The sequence below is a fragment of the Saccharothrix ecbatanensis genome (assembly GCF_014205015.1).
Classification (GTDB): domain Bacteria; phylum Actinomycetota; class Actinomycetes; order Mycobacteriales; family Pseudonocardiaceae; genus Actinosynnema; species Actinosynnema ecbatanense.
This window is the reverse complement of the sequence record NZ_JACHMO010000001.1, coordinates 7,484,411-7,500,633: the sequence shown is the minus strand read 5'-3', so window position 1 is coordinate 7,500,633 and position 16,223 is coordinate 7,484,411. Positions and strand designations below refer to the sequence as shown.

The 16,223-nt window shown below is 71.2% G+C and carries 15 protein-coding genes; 7 read left to right on the top strand and 8 right to left on the bottom strand.

All coding sequences use genetic code 11. The features are described from left to right. Positions 1-39 precede the first annotated feature (39 nt). Both F4560_RS32725 and F4560_RS32720 read right to left on the bottom strand, forming a co-directional pair. Complete coding sequence (locus F4560_RS32725; protein ID WP_184926719.1) at positions 40-1,821, bottom strand: gamma-glutamyltransferase family protein; 1,782 nt, start codon at positions 1,819-1,821, stop codon at positions 40-42. An 85-nt stretch (positions 1,822-1,906) separates the two neighbouring features. After that, on the bottom strand, positions 1,907-3,205 hold the full coding sequence (locus F4560_RS32720; RefSeq protein WP_184926717.1) for a UDP-glucose dehydrogenase family protein: 1,299 nt from the start codon (positions 3,203-3,205) through the stop codon (positions 1,907-1,909). A 280-nt stretch (positions 3,206-3,485) separates the two neighbouring features. Between F4560_RS32720 and F4560_RS32715 the strand changes: the two genes are divergently transcribed. Continuing rightward, complete coding sequence (locus tag F4560_RS32715; protein WP_184926715.1) at positions 3,486-4,238, top strand: SDR family NAD(P)-dependent oxidoreductase; 753 nt, start codon at positions 3,486-3,488, stop codon at positions 4,236-4,238. Here the strand turns inward: F4560_RS32715 and F4560_RS32710 are convergent. After that, positions 4,235-5,869, bottom strand: a complete 1,635-nt coding sequence (locus F4560_RS32710) for a TM0106 family RecB-like putative nuclease (RefSeq protein ID WP_184926713.1) — start codon at positions 5,867-5,869, stop codon at positions 4,235-4,237. The genes F4560_RS32715 and F4560_RS32710 overlap by 4 nt on opposite strands. A gap of 120 nt (positions 5,870-5,989) precedes the next feature. On the opposite strand from F4560_RS32710, the gene F4560_RS32705 reads away from it, so the two are divergent. Beyond that, positions 5,990-6,421 (top strand): DUF6474 family protein, encoded by a 432-nt coding sequence (locus F4560_RS32705; protein ID WP_184926711.1) that lies wholly within the window; start codon positions 5,990-5,992, stop codon positions 6,419-6,421. Here F4560_RS32705 and mtnK read toward each other — a convergent pair. Next, positions 6,402-7,655, bottom strand: coding sequence for an S-methyl-5-thioribose kinase (mtnK, locus tag F4560_RS32700; protein WP_184926709.1), 1,254 nt, complete (start codon positions 7,653-7,655; stop codon positions 6,402-6,404). The two genes, F4560_RS32705 and mtnK, sit on opposite strands and share 20 nt — an antisense overlap. Positions 7,656-7,673: 18 nt before the next feature. Then, on the bottom strand, positions 7,674-9,137 hold the full coding sequence (locus F4560_RS32695; RefSeq protein ID WP_184926708.1) for a flavin monoamine oxidase family protein: 1,464 nt from the start codon (positions 9,135-9,137) through the stop codon (positions 7,674-7,676). 126 nt (positions 9,138-9,263) lie between these two features. Here F4560_RS32695 and F4560_RS32690 point away from each other — a divergent pair, with 126 nt between their 5' ends. Further along, positions 9,264-9,989, top strand: coding sequence for a hypothetical protein (locus F4560_RS32690; protein WP_184926707.1), 726 nt, complete (start codon positions 9,264-9,266; stop codon positions 9,987-9,989). Between the two features lie 178 nt (positions 9,990-10,167). On the opposite strand, the gene F4560_RS32685 is transcribed toward F4560_RS32690, so the two are convergent. Continuing rightward, on the bottom strand, positions 10,168-11,856 hold the full coding sequence (locus F4560_RS32685) for a BCCT family transporter (RefSeq protein WP_184926706.1): 1,689 nt from the start codon (positions 11,854-11,856) through the stop codon (positions 10,168-10,170). A 91-nt stretch (positions 11,857-11,947) separates the two neighbouring features. On the opposite strand from F4560_RS32685, the gene F4560_RS32680 reads away from it, so the two are divergent. The 4 genes from F4560_RS32680 to F4560_RS32665 are packed head-to-tail and all read left to right on the top strand — an operon-like array spanning position 11,948 to position 14,835. Next, positions 11,948-12,472, top strand: a complete 525-nt coding sequence (locus tag F4560_RS32680; protein WP_184926705.1) for a hypothetical protein — start codon at positions 11,948-11,950, stop codon at positions 12,470-12,472. A gap of 49 nt (positions 12,473-12,521) precedes the next feature. Next, a complete protein-coding gene (locus tag F4560_RS32675) occupies positions 12,522-13,277 on the top strand; it encodes a YcnI family copper-binding membrane protein (RefSeq protein WP_184926704.1) in 756 nt (251 codons plus the stop codon). Further along, entirely contained in the window at positions 13,274-13,816 is a 543-nt protein-coding gene (locus F4560_RS32670; protein ID WP_184926703.1) for a copper resistance CopC family protein, read from the top strand. The genes F4560_RS32675 and F4560_RS32670 overlap by 4 nt, the downstream gene beginning before the upstream one ends. Then, complete coding sequence (locus tag F4560_RS32665; RefSeq protein WP_184926702.1) at positions 13,813-14,835, top strand: CopD family protein; 1,023 nt, start codon at positions 13,813-13,815, stop codon at positions 14,833-14,835. The genes F4560_RS32670 and F4560_RS32665 overlap by 4 nt, the downstream gene beginning before the upstream one ends. Before the next feature lie 97 nt (positions 14,836-14,932). Here the strand turns inward: F4560_RS32665 and F4560_RS32660 are convergent, their stop codons facing one another. Together F4560_RS32660 and F4560_RS32655 are read right to left on the bottom strand one after the other, a co-directional pair. Beyond that, positions 14,933-15,280, bottom strand: a complete 348-nt coding sequence (locus F4560_RS32660; RefSeq protein WP_246477913.1) for a hypothetical protein — start codon at positions 15,278-15,280, stop codon at positions 14,933-14,935. 50 nt (positions 15,281-15,330) lie between these two features. Continuing rightward, positions 15,331-16,221, bottom strand: coding sequence for an aminoglycoside phosphotransferase family protein (locus F4560_RS32655; RefSeq protein ID WP_184929531.1), 891 nt, complete (start codon positions 16,219-16,221; stop codon positions 15,331-15,333). Positions 16,222-16,223 lie beyond the last annotated feature (2 nt).

The window sequence follows — 16,223 nt, the reverse complement described above, 5'->3', positions numbered from 1 at the left end:
CTCGGGCCGGGGCCGTTCCAACCACACGAAGAACCGACATCACCGGCCGACGGCGTACCCCTGCGCACCACGCGGATTCGCCGCCGCACGGAGCAGCCCGTCACGGGAATCCCGCGCCACCGCCGACATCCGGCCCAGCGCCCACGGCCCCGCGTCCACCACGGTGTGCCCGCGCTCACGCAGCTCGTCCATCCCACCGAACCGGGACTCGACCACGACCTCACCCGGCGTCCACGACCGCGGGTAGAACGAACTCGGGAACGCGTTCGTGTGCCACATCGGCGAGTCGATCGCCTCCTGCAAGTTCATCCCGCCGACCGTGTGCGCGAGCCAGAACCCCAGCTGCCACTGGTCCTGCTGATCACCACCGGGCGTGCCGAACGCCATCGCCGGCAGACCGTCCCGCAGCGCGAGCGTCGGCGACAGCGTGATCCGGGGCCGCTTCCACGGCGCCAGCGAGTTCGGCAGACCCTCGTCCAGCCAGAACATCTGCGCCCGACTGCCCAGGCAGAACCCCAGCGACGGGATCGTCGGCGACGACTGCAACCACCCGCCGGACGGGGTGGCGGACACGATGTTGCCCCACCGGTCGACCACGTCCACGTGGACCGTGTCGCCCTTGACCGAACCGGTGCTGGACACGGTCGGTTCGCCGATCGCCCCGCCGCCATCGCGACCGTCATCGCACGGACCGCGCAGCACGTGCGCGGGAAGCCTCGGGTCCACCCCCGACACCGAACCCGGCCGCAGGTCCAGCGAAGCGTGATCGGTGATCAGCTTCCGCCGCACGTCCGCGTACTCCCGCGACAGCAGCACGTCCAACGGCACCTCGCCGCTGTCCCCGTACCAGGCCTCCCGGTCGGCGAACGCCAGCTTCGCGGCCTCCACCGCCAGGTGCACCGTCTGCGCCGAAGGCACGCCGTCGGCATACGACAGGTCCAAGCCCTCCAACAGCAGCAACTGCTGCAACAGCACGGGCCCCTGGGTCCACGCACCCGGCTTGACCACGCTCCACGACCCGAAGTCCACCGACACGGCGTCCTCGTACGACGCCTCCCACGACGCCATGTCCTCACCGGTCAGCACGCCGGCGTGGTCGTTGCCGGAGTCGTCCCGGTGCGCGATCCGGAAGAACTCGTCCACCTGCGCCGCCACGAACCCCTGCGACCACGCCCGCCGCGCGGCCTCGATCTGCTGCTCACGGGACGTGCCGGCGGCCTCGGCGGCGGCCAGCAGCCACTCCCACGTGTCCGCCAGCTTGGGGTTGCGGAACCGCGCACCGGCCTCCGGCGGCTGCCCACCCGGCAACCACAGCGCGGCCGACGACGTCCAGTGGTCCCGGAACAGGTCGGCCACCGTCGAGATGGTGTTCGCCACCCGCTCCAACAGCGGGAACCCGTCCCGCGCGTACCCGATCGCGTACGTCAGCACGTCCCGCAGCGTCTTGGTGCCGTAGTCGCGCAACAGCGTCAACCAGCCGTCCCACGCGCCCGGCACGGTGGCGGCCAGCATCCCGCTGCCCGGCACGAGGTCGAGGCCCAGCGAGCGGTAGTGCGCGATCGTCGCGCCGGCCGGGGCCACGCCCTGCCCGCACAGCACCCTGGGCACGGTCTCGCCGGCCGCGGCGAACACCACGGGCACCTCGCCGCCGGGACCGTTGAGGTGGGGCTCCACCACTTGCAGCACGAAACCGACCGCGACCGCGGCGTCGAACGCGTTGCCGCCGTCTTCCAGGACGGCCATGCCCGCGCTGGACGCGAGCCAGTGCGTGGACGCGACCATTCCGTGCGTGCCGACTAGTTCAGGACGGGTGGTGAACATTTCAACAACCTACGTCGGCTCAACCGGTTTTGTTACCCCGGCTAACTAGATCGAATCCTGAAGATCGGCTGAACACGACTCTTCGTCACACCGCTTCGTCACGCACCCGCAGCTCGCGCCCAAGACCGTGCAAGACCAGGCCGGCGCGGGTCAACGCGTCCGGATCGAGGTGGTTGCGGGTGTCCAGAACGGTCGATCCGGACATCAAAGACGCCATCAACGCCCAGTCCAACGTCCGGAACTCCGGCCATTCCGTGAGAAGTACCACGGCGTCCGCACCGCGCACCGCCGTATAAGGCGAGTCGACCACCGTCATGCCCACCAACGGCCGGGTGATCTCCGGGTCGTAGGCCACCAATTCCGCGCCCTCGAACGCGAGCAGCTCGGCCACCGCCAACGCGGGCGAGTCGCGCAGGTCGTTCGTGCCCGCCTTGAACGCCAGCCCGAGCACGCCGATCCGCGCGCCGGCCAGCGACCCGACCGCCCGCCGGACCTTCTCCACCACCCGCTGCTGCTGCCGCGCGTTCGTCTCGATGGTGGCCTTGACCAGGGAGAAGTCGACACCGACGGCGTCCGCGATCCGGACCATGGCGTGGGTGTCCTTGGGCAGGCACGACCCGCCCCAGCCCGGTCCGGGCTTGAGGAACGACTGGCCGATGCGCTTGTCGTAGCCCATGCCCTCGGTCACCGACGTGACGTCCGCGCCGACGAGTTCGCACAGCTCGGCGACCGCGTTGACGTAGGAGAGCTTCATCGCCAGGTAGCAGTTGGCCGCGTACTTGACCATCTCGGCGCTGGCCGCGTCCATCAGCACGGTGGGCGCGCCGAGCCTGGTGAACAGCGCTCCGACGCGTTCGGCGGCCTGCGGCGAGTCGGAGCCGACCACGATGCGGTCCGGGTTCAGGAAGTCGCGGACGGCGCTGCCCTCGCGCAGGAACTCGGGGTTCGAGACGACGGCGACGTCCTCCCGTCCGAGGAGTTCGGCCACCTTGACGGACGTCCCCACCGGAACGGTCGACTTGCACACCACGATCGCGCCGTAAGGGAGGACGCCGCGAATCTCCTCGGCCACCGCCTCGACCGCGCTGAGGTCCGCCGCACCGCCCGCGCCCATGGGCGTCGGCAGGCACAGGAACACCACCTCGGCCTCGGCGACGGCGTGCCGGGCGCCCTCCACGAACGCAAGCCGGCCCGCGGACTGGCCCGCCACGACCAGGTCGGCCAGGTCGGGTTCGAGGATGTCGACCTGCCCGGCGCGCAGCCGGGCGACCTTCAGCGCGTCCACGTCCGCGCACACGACCCGATGACCGAGGGAAGCGAGGCACGCCCCCGTCGTCAGGCCCACGTAACCCGTTCCCACGACCGCGATCCGCCGGACGAACATGCAGGTGACGGTGTCAGCCGAAGTTGGCCGTGGGTCAAACTCCAGCTGTATGCGGAGAGTGAGGTAAGTAGTCCCCTGGGTGTACGCCGAAACACCCCTCGCGGCGGACGCGGTTTCGGCTGGACAGGAGCAGTGTCGGGGGTATGGAACTGGTCGTGATCGCGATGCTGTTCGTGGGTCTGGCGCTGCTCGCGGCCGTGCCCTTGGTCGCATTGCTCCACTTCTCCGCGCGCCGGGAGCTGAACGACCGTTAACCTCCTGGGCCAGGACAGGAGGATGTATGGAGATCTCGGGTACCTCGGCGATCGTCACCGGCGGCGCGTCCGGTCTGGGCAACGCGACCGCGCGGGCACTGGCGGCACGTGGTGCGGCGGTGTTCGCGCTGGACCTCTCGATCGAGAACGCGCCGGAAGTCGAGGGTGTCACCTACCTCGCGGCGGACGTGACATCGGAGGACGACGTCCAGGCCGCCGTCGACACGGCCGCCGGTTCCGGTCCGCCGCTGCGGATCGTGGTGAACTGCGCGGGTATCGGTCCGTCGACGCGCACGGTCGGCAAGTCCGGACCGCACCCGCTCGACCTGTACCGGAAGGTCATCGACGTCAACCTGGTCGGCACGTTCAACGTGCTGCGGCTGGGTGCGGCGGCGATGGGTAAGACCGAGGCGCTGGAGCACGGGCAGCGCGGCGTGGTGATCAACACGGCGTCGATCGCGGCGTTCGACGGGCAGATCGGGCAGGTCGCGTACGCGGCGTCGAAGGCGGCGGTGGTCGGGATGACGCTGCCGGCGGCGCGTGACCTGGCGTCGGTCGGGGTGCGGGTGATGACGATCGCGCCGGGCATCGTGGACACGCCGATGCTGGCGACCGTGTCCGACGACATCCGGACCGGTCTGGCGGCGGGAGTGCCGTTCCCGAAGCGCTTGGCGCAGCCGGCGGAGTACGCGCAACTGGCCGTGTCGATCGTGGAGCACGACTACCTGAACGGCGAGGTCATCCGCATGGACGGCGCACTCCGAATGGCGCCGCGCTAGAGATCTCCCGCGAAGGGCAGGTCGTCCATGGCGTCCGACGTCATCCACAGCCGCAAGGTGTGGGTGGCGCGGACGTCGTCCTCGTTGTACTCCAGCAGTCGGCGGCGCTGGGCGGGGTCCGGTGGCTGCCCGTCCATGCCGACGGCGTCGCGGTACCAGCGCATCGAGTTCTCGCCGCCCGCCTCCGGATCGCGCCAGCGGAAGCCGGCGACGGGGGCGATGGTCTTCAGGCCCTTGCCGTGGGCGCACAGGAACTGCTCCTGCACGATGCCGAACAGGTCGACCCACGAGTCGGACGAGATGAACTCCCGCACCTGCGCCACGGTCGGGATGCCGGGCTGCCCCTTGAACCGCTCGGCCGACCCCAGCAGCCAGCGGTTCTCCGCCAGCTCGTTGTAGCAGTACGCCTTGAACGACAGCCCGCGCGCACGGGCGCGCAACCGCACCCCGGTCAGCCACGACCAGAACTCGGCGAACGACCGGGCCTCGTCCCCGCACGGCAGCGGGTCCCAGGTGGCGAACGCGCGGTAGCCGTGCTCCTCGCCGACGTCCTGGCCGGACAGCCAGCAGCCCCACATGTACGCGCCCAGATCGCCGAAGCTCTCCATGTCCACGTCGACCTCGACGTCGGCGCGCGGCACGTTCATGCGGGACACGCGGCGGACCACCGTCAGGTCGCGCAGCCAGGCACGGGCCAGGATGACGGCGTCCGCGTGCAGCATCCCGACCAGCGGGACGGTCTGCTCGTTCGGGTCGAGCGCGGCCAGGTCGTCCACGGTGGCGACGCCGACCTTGCGCAGCGCCACCGCGTCCTCCCCGCGGACCACGAGGCTGACGTCACGGGCGGTCTTCAGGTCTTCCTCGCACACCGACCACCACGGGCAGCTGCGGCACTCCACGATCCGGGACGGACGGGCCAGCGGGTCCGCGCCGGTGGCGGCGGCCGACGCCACGGAGAGCCGGTCGGAGAACCTGGTGTCGTACTCGGACAGCGCGCTCTTGCCGCCGGGCCAGTTCGGCGCTTCCAGGTCGTGCCACACGACCACGTCGGCGTCCATGCCGATGACGCCGCCGGTCGCCCGACCGTGGGCCGCGAACCCGGACGCCTGGAGCTGCCGTTGCGCGTGCGCCAGCCGGAGCTGGTCGCGCGGCTGGGGCCGGACCTTCCGCAACGGGTCGACCCGCGCGCCGCCCGGCAGCGGGTAGGACAGCGGTGACGTGCGGGCGCCCTGGCCGGGGTCGCTGACCTTGTGCCGGACCACGAGCACCGGCACGTACCCGGTGGTCTCCTTCACCAGCAGGTCGATGCCGCCACGCCGGCCGCCGAGCGGGTCGCGGGGCAGGGCGGCGCCCCAGATGAACGGCACCCCGGCCTGCATCGCGGCGGCCGTCACGCGTTCGCGGTCGGCCGACGGGACGTCCTGCGGGATCTCCATCAGGTCGGATCCGACGACCCGGCCGAGCGCCGTGGCGACGCCGCGCCGGTGTTCGATCGCGTCGGCCTTGCGCTGCTGACCCGTGGGGTCAGGCGGCAGCCTGGGCACGTCGCGCATGGTCGGATCGTGTTCGAGGTGCACCCGCCGCCGGCAACGAGTGACCACACCGGCGTCGAGCTGCACCTGGGAAGTCACCAGTGCAGCGTATGACGCCGGGTCGGTGCTTGTACCGGCAACCTCGCGGAGTCGAGTCGATCTTTTCCCGGAACGGCTCTAGGGTCTGCTGTCAGCACCTCGGCGAACAGGGGCACGGCCATGGCGCGTGAGAAGAGCAAGGGTTTCACCCCGGGCAGGGCGAAGAACCTCGTCGGCGTGGCCAAGGTGCTGGCGCCGGCGTTGATCCCGGTGATGGCGCCGATGGCGGCCCGCGCCGCGGCCCTGCTGAGCGACCGCTACGACCACTACCGGGCGGCACGGCTCGGCATCCCGGTCGACCAGCTGACCCGGTACTCGGGCAGGGGCGCGGGCCTGCACGCCCGGATCGCCGGCTTCGGTGAAGCCCTCGACCAGCTGCGGGACACCGAGCGGACGTACGTCGAGAGCACCGAGCGGCGGCTGGCGCAGCTGCTGGCCGCGGTGCGGGCGGCGGAACGCATGCCCACACCGCGGCGCAAAGCCGCGCACCGCGCCGTCTCGGCCGATCTCGACGCGATGGAAGCGGACCTGCTCAAACGCCTCGGCGTGTGACCTGCTCCACCGCCCGGTAGGCGCGGGCGGCCGTGACGACGTCGCGGATGTCGTGGTGGTCGTCGACGAGCAGGGCGCGGGCCAGGTGCAGTGCCCGGCGTTCGCGGGCGGCTCGGTAGCCGGGGTCGGGGATGGTGGTGAAGTCGGCCGGCCGGGCGAACCCGATGACGCGGCGGACGATCTCGGCGCCGCAGAAGCCGATGGTGTCGTGCAGGACCCTGCCGAGGTAGGCACGACGTTCGTGGTCCAGCAGATCGGAACCCGGCGGGAAGAGAGCGGACGGGTACGAGTCGCCGGTGGGTGAGGACCGCCAGAGGGCGGTGAAGCGGGCGTCGAACTCCGTCCACACCGTCTCGACGGTGGCCAGCAACCGGGCCTGCTCGGTGGTTTCCGGTCCCGGCGTGTCCTTGGCGAAGTAGCTGATGAGCAGGTGGGCGAGCAGGTTGCCGATGTCGAAGCCCATGGGGCCGTAGCAGGCGAACTCCTGGTCGATGACGTGGGTCCGGTGCGCCGAAACCATGATCGACCCGGTGTGCAGGTCGCCGTGCAGCAACGCCTGCCTGCTGGTGAGGTAGTGGTCCTTGAGCCGCGCGACGGCGACGAGCAGGGCGGTGTCTGCACGGAGGCGGTCGACGTCGGCGTCGAGGTGGGGCCCGGTCCACTGGTTGCGGTGGAACGGGCGGTAGACCTCGGTGAAGACCATCTCCTCCATGATCGCGCACATCTCCGTGTTGCCCTCGAACTCGGCTACCAGCGGGCGTTTGCGGGCTGCGGGCAGTGCGAGGTCGCTGGTGTGGAACAGGGTCCGGGCGAGGTAGTCGCCGAGGTGGCGGCCGAGGTCGGCGGGTGCCCGGCCGTCGATCAGCTCGTCGCGCAGGACGGTGTGCCCGTCGAGGTGCTCGATGACCTGGAGGTGCAGCGCGGGGTCGTAGTGCAGTGGGGTGGGGACGTAGTCGGGCGCGTGCCGTCGGTGTTCCAGCATCGCGCGGTGCTCGTAGCGGGCACGTTCGGGTGTCAGCGGCCAGGAGGCGCCTGCGACGCGCACGAACGCGGGCGCCTGCTTCACGCAGAGGGCTCCGGCGGGGCCGTGCACCGAGAAGACGTAGTTGACGTTCCCCTCGCTGATCTCGCGCACGTCCCAGTCCGCCGGGGCGCCGCCGAGACGGGCGGCCAAGGCCGGGGCGGCGGCGAGGTAGCCGGCGATGTCCGTGGGGTTCGGGGCGGTGGGGTCCATGGTGTCCTCCGCGGTGGGTTAGCGGGGCGGGCCGGTGTGCCATTGCGGGTCGGGCAGTTCGAAGGACACGCGCAGGAGGTCGTCGGCCGACGCGAGCGTGCCCTCGATCGAGCCGGGGTCGGGGGTCCAGCAGTCGCCGACGACGTGGATCGCCTCGCCGGGGATGGGTTGCCGGGTGCGCGGGCCGATGACGCGGGGGTCGTGTCCGGGGCGCCACACGTGCCAGGCGGCGGTCCAGTCCTGCCGGCACGCGCTCAGGGGGCGTTCGAGGTCCGGCAGGTCGTGCATCCGGGCGAGGAGGGTGTGTGCGTGCTCGACCATCGCCGCTGTGGCCGCGTGTCCGGCCTCTGCGGCGGGATGCGGTGGGCCGCCGCGCCAGGGCGCCCAGGCGTGGACGGAGTGGCCGCTGGGGTAGGCGGCCAGGAGCAGCGCGGGCCCGGTCGACTCGGTCGCGGGGCAGGTCCCGCCGTACCAGAGCTGCCTGAGCGCGGTGTCCGTGGTGCTGCGCCCCCGGGTGATGCCGAGTTCGCGCCACCAGGGCCGCGGGTAGACGAGGAAGAGCTTGAACGCGGGGACGGGTTCGACGGCGTCCAGCGCGGGTCGCAGGTGTCGGGCGAGAGGCAGCCCGTCGAGGCGGCGGAGCGCTTCCGGCGGTAGGGCGAGGACGACGGCGCGGGCCAGGGTGTGCCGGTCTCCTCCGGGTGTCGTGAAGGTCAGTCGGTAGTGGTCCGCTTCCTTGTCCAGGCGCACGAGCCGGTGACCGGTGCGCGTGGTTCCGCCCGCGGCGGTGAACCGGGCGTGCAGGGCGTCGGGCAGGCCCTGCATGCCGTGCCGCAGCGTCACGTACTCGGCGTCGGGCGGGGTGCGGAAGACCAGGTCGAGCTGGGTGGCCGCGTTCTCCCCGCTGCGGCGGAGGTCGTAGCCGCCGGTGTCGTGCAGGAACGCGACGGCGGCGGGGCCGAGCGCGAAGTCCAGGGCGTGCGGCCAGGTCAGCTCGTCCAGCGGACGTCCGCTGACGCGGGTCTGGTCCCGTTGATCGCGGAAGACGTCCAGCAGCGACTCGGAGCGGCGCCGGTCGCCGCGTTCCTCGGCCTCGTGGTGGCGGCGGCGGAGTTCGGCGAACCCGGGCACGAGGCGTTCGGCCGCCTCGACGATCCGGTCGCCGGGCAGTTCGCGGCAGCGCATGGCGACGCCGCGCCGGTGCACGAGGTTCTCCGGTCGGCCGAACTCGAACGGTGCGAGATCGAGGCCGAGGTGGCGGACCAGGGCCAGCGCCGAGCGCAGCCCGCGGTGCAGCCGCATCGCGCCGAGCTCGGCGATCAGGTGCGGCGCGTCGCGCACGGGTTCGGACCACAGCCGGCCGCCGATGCGGTCGGTCTGTTCGAACAGCGCGATCCCGTCGCCGGGTCCGGTGTCCGTGACGAGCCGGTAGGCGCAGTAGCACCCGCCCACCCCGGCTCCCACCACGGCCAGGTCGAGCACATCGCCTCCGTAAGCCCTATGTACCCAAATGGTTACTGTCTGTTGGCCAACTTGGCAACCTGCGGTAACGTCGCCGTCGCGGACAGTGCCGAACGGGTTGCCGAGTGCGGCCGGAGCGGAGACCCGATGATCTTTCGCGAAGACGTGCTCGCCGAGACCGCGACCGCGTACCACCAGCTCACCGAGTACTACCGGGACATCCGCGCGTTCTTCGAAGTCCTAGCGGTCCGGTTCGCCCTGCCGGAGTACGGGGTGCGGCTGCGCCCGCTGGCGGGCAACGAGTTGTTCTCCAACGCCAACAGCTACCGGCTGTCCGACGACAGCGCGTACCCGTACTACCTGTGGACCCCGACCTGGCTCGGACGCTTCTACGTCGACGCCGACCACGTGCGCGCCGGGCAGGACGCCGACTCCCTGCTCACGTCCCGGGTCCGGCTGATCGCCTACGTGTGGCCGTGGCTGGGGTTCAACGACGCCTACGTCGGCGACGCCGACCACCCGGAGTGCTGGATCGGGGTGGCCGAGCCGAAGCCGGAGGACGAGGACGAGACCGTCCGGACCACCGCGCAGAGCCTGTTCAACTACTTCCGGCTGGAGAACACCGTCGAGGACGAGGACGACGGCTGGTTGGTCGGCGGGTTCCGCAGCCACCTCGCGATCGGGTGCAACCTCACCGGCCGCTGGTACCTGCGCCGCGTGCCGTTGGCCACGCTGACCAGCTACTACCAGGTCGAGAAGAACGTGATCAGGCCGTTGGGCGAGAAGTTCGCCGAACTCCGGGCCGCCCTCACACCCGCGCGGGACAACGGCCATGCTCCCGTCCTCGAGAGGGTGACCGCACCACCGCGGTGACGGGTGACGTCTGTGGACCGCCCGCCGCCACGGCGCCACAGCCGACTCCCTCCGCGTCGACGTGCCGCGCTACCTGCGTGCGTTGCGCCGTGAGCACGACAGGGGACGCCAACGGGCACGCTGCCGACTTTGTCGGCGCACCGTCGAACGCGGAGGGCGGGGACCGGACTTGACCTCCTCAAACGCCTCGGCGTGTGACCTGCTCCACCGCCCGGTAGGCGGCGTCCTCGGGCCCTTCGGCGCCGTCCGGCCGGTTGTACTGCAAGGTGACCTCGTCCATCACCTCGGCCACCCGTTCCGAGTGCCGGATCATCGGGTCGCTGCGCAGGTCACGGGCCAGCGACACGCACAGCCCGACCATGACCAGCATGAACGGCAGCGCGGCGATGATCGTGAGGTTTTGCAGACCGGTCAGCGCGCTGGACCCGCCGACAAGCAGCATCACCGCCGCGACCACACCGGTGAGCACGCCCCAGAACACGACCACCGGCTTCGACGGCTTGATCGAGCCGCGCTGCGACAGGGTGCCCATCACCACGGACGCCGCGTCCGCGCCGGACACGAAGAAGATCGCCACGAGCAGCATCACCAGCGCACCGGCGATGGCGGCGAACGGGAACTGGTCGAGCAGGCCGAACAGCTGTCCTTCCGGTGAGGCCGTGCCCGCGAGATCCGTGCCGGACCGCTGCGTGAAGATCGCCGTGCCGCCGAAGATGCAGAACCACGCGAGGCTGACCAGGCTGGGCACGCCGATCACGCCGGCCACGAACTGCCGGATCGTGCGGCCACGGCTGATCCGGGCGATGAACATGCCGACGAACGGCGTCCACGAGATCCACCACGCCCAGTAGAAGATCGTCCAGCCGGACAGCCACGTCTGGGTGGCGTCGCCACCGGACGCGGCGGTGCGGCCCGCCATGTCGGTCAGTTCGCGGAAGTAGTCGCCGATCGCGGTGGGCACCAGGTTCAGCACGAAGACCGTCGGCCCGACCACGAACACGAACACGGCCAGCACCAGGGCCAACACCATGTTGATGTTCGACAGCCACTGGATGCCCTTGGCCACGCCGGACACCGCCGAGGCGACGAACGCCAGGGTCAGCACGGCGATGACGCCGACGACGATCCCGTTGCCGACCTCGCCGAGCCACCCGGCCACTTGGAGGCCGCTGCCGATCTGCAACGCGCCCAGGCCGAGCGACGTGGCCGACCCGAACAGCGTGGCGAAGATCGCCAGCACGTCGATCGCCTTGCCCGCGCCGCCCTCGACGCGGCGCCGGCCCAGCAGCGGCGCGAACGCCGCGCTGATCAGCTGGCTGCGGCCGCGGCGGAAGCTGCCGTAGGCGATGGCCAGGCCAACCACGGCGTAGATCGCCCACGGGTGCAGCGTCCAGTGGAACAGGGTGGTGGCCATCGCGGTCTGCACGGCCTCGTCGGAGCCGCCCGCCACGGTGCCGGGCGGCGGTTTCACGAAGTGCGACAACGGCTCGTTCACGCCGTAGAACATCAGGCCGATGCCCATGCCGGCGCTGAACATCATCGCCACCCACGAGACCGTGCGGAACTCCGGCTTCTCTTCGTCGCGGCCGAGCGGGATGCGGCCGTAGCGGCTCACCGCCAGCCACAGCGCGAACAGGACGAACCCGGACGCGGTGAGCACGAAGGCCCACCCCAGGTTGCTGATGACCCAGTTCAGCGCGGCTTTGGACGCGGTCGCCAGGGACTCCGTGCCGAGGATGCCCCAACCGACGAACGCGAGCGCGACCACGGCCGCCACACCGAAGACGACGCGGTCCGTGCGGGCCGGCCGGTCGGCTCGGGGTTCACCGGGCAATGGTTCTTTGACAGGTTTGCTCTCGATCGTCACGGGTACCCCATACCCTCGAACGGAGTAGCGCAAACCGTCCTGAACCAAGGGGACTCCCTTGAGCGACGTGCGACCTCCTACTCTCTGTGGTGTGACCACACGGCCTGCTCCGACCCGCTTCGCGCGGGCGGTCATGCTGGCTGTGACGTCCGCCGCACTCAGCGTCGCCGCGCACGGCGCCGCGGGCGGTTCGGTCACCGAGTTCGCCCCCGCGCTGCCGCTGACGGTGCTCGTCGCGTTCGCCGGTGGCTCGATCGCCGAACGGGGTCGTCGTCCGTGGACGATCCTGGCCACGCTCGGCGTCGCCCAACTCGGGCAGCACACGCTGCTCGACCTCGGCCACCACGCCGCCGACGGCCCCGGTCTCGGGTTCAGCCCGACCGCCATGACCGCCGCGCACGTGGTCGCCGCGCTCCTCACCGGCCTGCTGCTGGCCAGGGCCGACGCCACGCTGCACGCGTTGGTCGGCGCCGTCTCCCGGCTGGTCCCGCCGCCGCACACACCGCTCATGCCGGCCGTGGCGCTGTGGGCTCCCACCCCTGCGGAGTCGGCGAACACGCTGGTCGGCGTGCTGTTGCGGCGGGTGCACGGCCGCCGCGGTCCTCCTGGCTCCTGATCACCCGAGTCCCCAGCACAACTTCCCAGGTCTCAGGAGCCAGAACTTCATGTCGACAAATCGATTTGGCGTGCGCACGCTCGCCAAGGGCGGCGCGGTGCTCGCGACCGCCGCGATCCTCGCTCTCACCACGGCCGGTCCGGCATCCGCGCACGTCAGCGCGTCCACGCCGAAGGACGCGGTCAAGGGCGGGTACACCAAGGTCACGCTGCGCGTCCCCAACGAACGCGCCGACGCGGGCACGGTGAAGCTCGAACTGACCCTGCCCGCCGAGTTCCCGCTGGCGTCGGTCAGCACCAAGCCGACGCCCGGCTGGAAGGTCGAGGCGGTCAAGGAGAAGCTGGCCACACCGGTCAAGAGCCACGGCCGGGACGTCACCGAGGCGGTCCGCACCGTCACGTGGACCGCCGACGCGGGCAACCGGATCGAGCCGGGCCAGTTCAACGAGTTCGACCTGTCCGTCGGCCCCTTGCCGGACAACACCGACCAGCTGGTCCTGCCGACCAAGCAGACCTACGACAGCGGTGAAGTCGTGGACTGGAACGCCCCGCCGCCCGCCGAGGGCGCCGAGGAGCCGGAACGCCCCGCGCCGGTGCTGAAGCTGGTCGCCGCGAAGGCGGACGACCACGCCACCGCCACACCGGCCGCCGACGACAGCCACGGCACGACGACGGCGGCGGCGACGTCGACCGACGACACCGCCCGCTGGCTCGGCGGCGCGGGTCTCGCGGTCGGCGCGCTGGGCCTCGGGTTGGGTGCGGGCGCCGTGCTGCGGTCCCGTCGCGCGGGCAAGCCGACGGCATGAACCGCGTCGTCTCGCTGCTGCTGACCGGCCTCGTCGCGGGTGCGGTCGTGCTGGGCACGGCCACCCCCGCGTTCGCGCACAACGTGCTGGTCAGCAGCGACCCGAAGGACGGGTCGCAGCTGGAGTCCGGACCGGCGGCGATCACGCTGGTCTTCGACCAGGCGGTGAACGCCGGGGAGAAGTTCAACACGGTCACCGTCACCGGCCCGGAGGGCACGCGCTGGGAGGCGGAGGGCGAGCCGACGGTCAAGAACAACACCGTCGTCTTCCCGATCCGCCCGCTGGGACCGGCCGCCGAGTACACGATCGGCTACCGCGTCCTGTCGGCGGACGGGCACCCGGTGACGGGTTCGCTCAAGTTCACCCTGACCAAGGCGGGTGACGGCACGCCCGCGCCGACGCCGGCCGCGGAGCCGACCGCTCCGACCGACAGCGACGCCGTGCCCATCTGGGTGTGGATCGCCGCCGCGGTCGTGCTGCTGGGCGGCGGGGTGTTCCTCGCGCTGCGCGGCGGCGCCAAGGAGGGCGACAGGCGATGACGGTGAACCGGACCACCACCCCCACGAGCAGGTACTGGATCGTCGGCGGCCTGCTGGCAGGCGGAGCCCTCGGCGTGTTCCTGGGCCTCGGCCTGTCCACGACACCGGAAACGGTGGGCGTGACCGAGCCGGGGGTGGTGGTCCGGTTCGCCCACCCGCTGGTGCGGACGTTGCTGGACCTGGCCGCGACGATCGTGGTGGGGTTGTCGCTGCTGCCCAAGCTGCTCGGGTTCAGCCGCCCCGCGATGACCGAACCGGTGCTGCGCATCGCCCGGCCGGCCGCCGTGGTCGCCGCCGCGGTGTGGGCGTTCACCGCGCTGCTGTCGATCGTGATCCGGGCGTACGAGACGCGGCCGGACGCCGAGCTGACCATGCCGATGGTCGTGGACTACGTGCAACGCGTCGGCGCCGGTCAGGGGCTCCTGTTCAGCGCCGTGTGCGCGCTGGTGTACCTGTGGATCGGCGTGATGGCGGTGCGCCGGGGCGAGTCGGTGCCCGCGGAGCTGCGCATCCTGATCTCGATGTTCGGGCTGCTGCCGCTACCGGTGACCGGTCACGCGTCGAACTGGAAGTACCACGACTACTCGATGATCTCGATGGAGCTGCACGTGCTGGGCGCGGCGGCGTGGACCGGCGGCCTGGCGGCGGTGGTCGTGCTGGTGGCCCACCGGCGAGGGCTGCTGGCCGAGGCGTTGCCGAAGTTCTCGAAGCTCGCCACGGTGGCCTTGGTCCTGGTGGTGGTGACGGGCCTGTTCAACGGCGTGCTGGAACTGGCGCTGAACCCCGCGGTGTCCCTGCCCGGATCGCTGTTCACCACTTCGTACGGTCTGGTCCTGGTGGGCAAGGTCGTGTGCGCCGGGCTCCTGGCGGTCCTGGCCGCGAACATCCGCTGGCGCCTGCTGCCGCAGATCGCCCAGCACAAGGCGACGGCGATCGTCGCCTGGGCGTCGGTCGAGCTGGCCGTCATGGGCATCGCCTTCGGCCTGGCCGTCGTGCTCTCCCGCGCCCAAGTCGCCTGATCCGTGGACTTACCCGCAAAAGCGCGGAAAGCTCGGTTTCGGCGCGAACGGCCATCGGTGAGTGGTCCGTTCGATGCGACGAGCTGCGCCGAACGTCCTATTCGGTGATCGCCCGCGCAGAAGAATCCTCACCGCGGAGCCGGGTCAGTTCCGCCATCGCGCTCTTGCCCCGCCGTTCGAGCTCCTTGGCGTCGATCCAGCCGTTCGCGTAGTACCGGTAGTCCTGCGCGAGCTTGACCAGTTCGGCCAGGTAGTCGGCGGACCGGCTGCGGCGCCGCTCGTCGAACGACGCGAGCAGCGGCAGCTGGTTGTCCACGACCTTGTCCAACATCCGGGCGGCCTTCATCGCACGTCGCGCGCTCAGCCGCCGCACACCCAACAGGTTCCCGACCACGTACACCTCGCCCGACCGCGTCCCGCGTCCCGCATCCCGTCGATGCGTCATTCGTCAAACGTGCGCCGAGCGTTACCGGTTCGTGCCCGACATCCTCCGGTTCAGCGATAAGGGGTCCACCGGGTCGTGGTGTCACCGGCACGCAGAGCCTTGAGCCGGCCGTGCAGCTCGTCCCGGACGTCGGGGTGGCTGCGCATGATCGGCAGCACGCTCGTGGTCAGCTTCAACTCCCTGACCTCGCGCAACACCGGGAACCCCGACCACCTGGTGACGTCGAACCCGTACTCGTCGGCGAGCTGCCGGTACCACTCGGCGGGGTGGCCGAAGCGGGCGACGCCGACCGGCAGGGTGCTCAGGTCCCACTCCCGCGGCCCGACGCTGGTGGAGTCGAAATCACAGATCACCGGGCCGTCCGGGCTGGCGATCAGGTTGCCGAGGTGCGCGTCGCCGTGCAGCACGCCCGGCGGCAGCACGGTCCGCAGGCCGGTCAGGCGGTGCTCCATCTCGGCACACCGGTCCTCCAGGAACCGGCGGTCCGGCGCGGACAGCTCCTCGGCGTCGGCGATCCGGCGGTGCACGTCGTCCAACGGCGCCCACCGCGGCAACGTGAACTCCGGCGTCGGCAACGCGTGCACCTGGCGCAACACCCGGCCCAGGTCACGGCCGTCGACGGGGGCGCCGCCCGACGGCACGGTGTGCCACAACGTGGCCAGGTGGTCGCCCACTTCCAACGGCTGCGGCACGTCCTCGACCAACCGGACGGCCGGCACGTCGTGCGACGCGAGCCACCGCGCGACCTGGACCACCTTCCGCGCCCGGTGGCGCAGGTTCATCGACCCGACGATCCGGACCACGACCCGGTCCACGGGCAGGTCGAACACGGCGTTGCTGGTGAACTTCACGAGCCTCGCACCGCGGTGCGCCAACCCCAGCTGCGCGCACAGCCGTTCGAGGACGGCGGTCAACGCGGCGGGGGTGAACCTGCCGTCCAGGA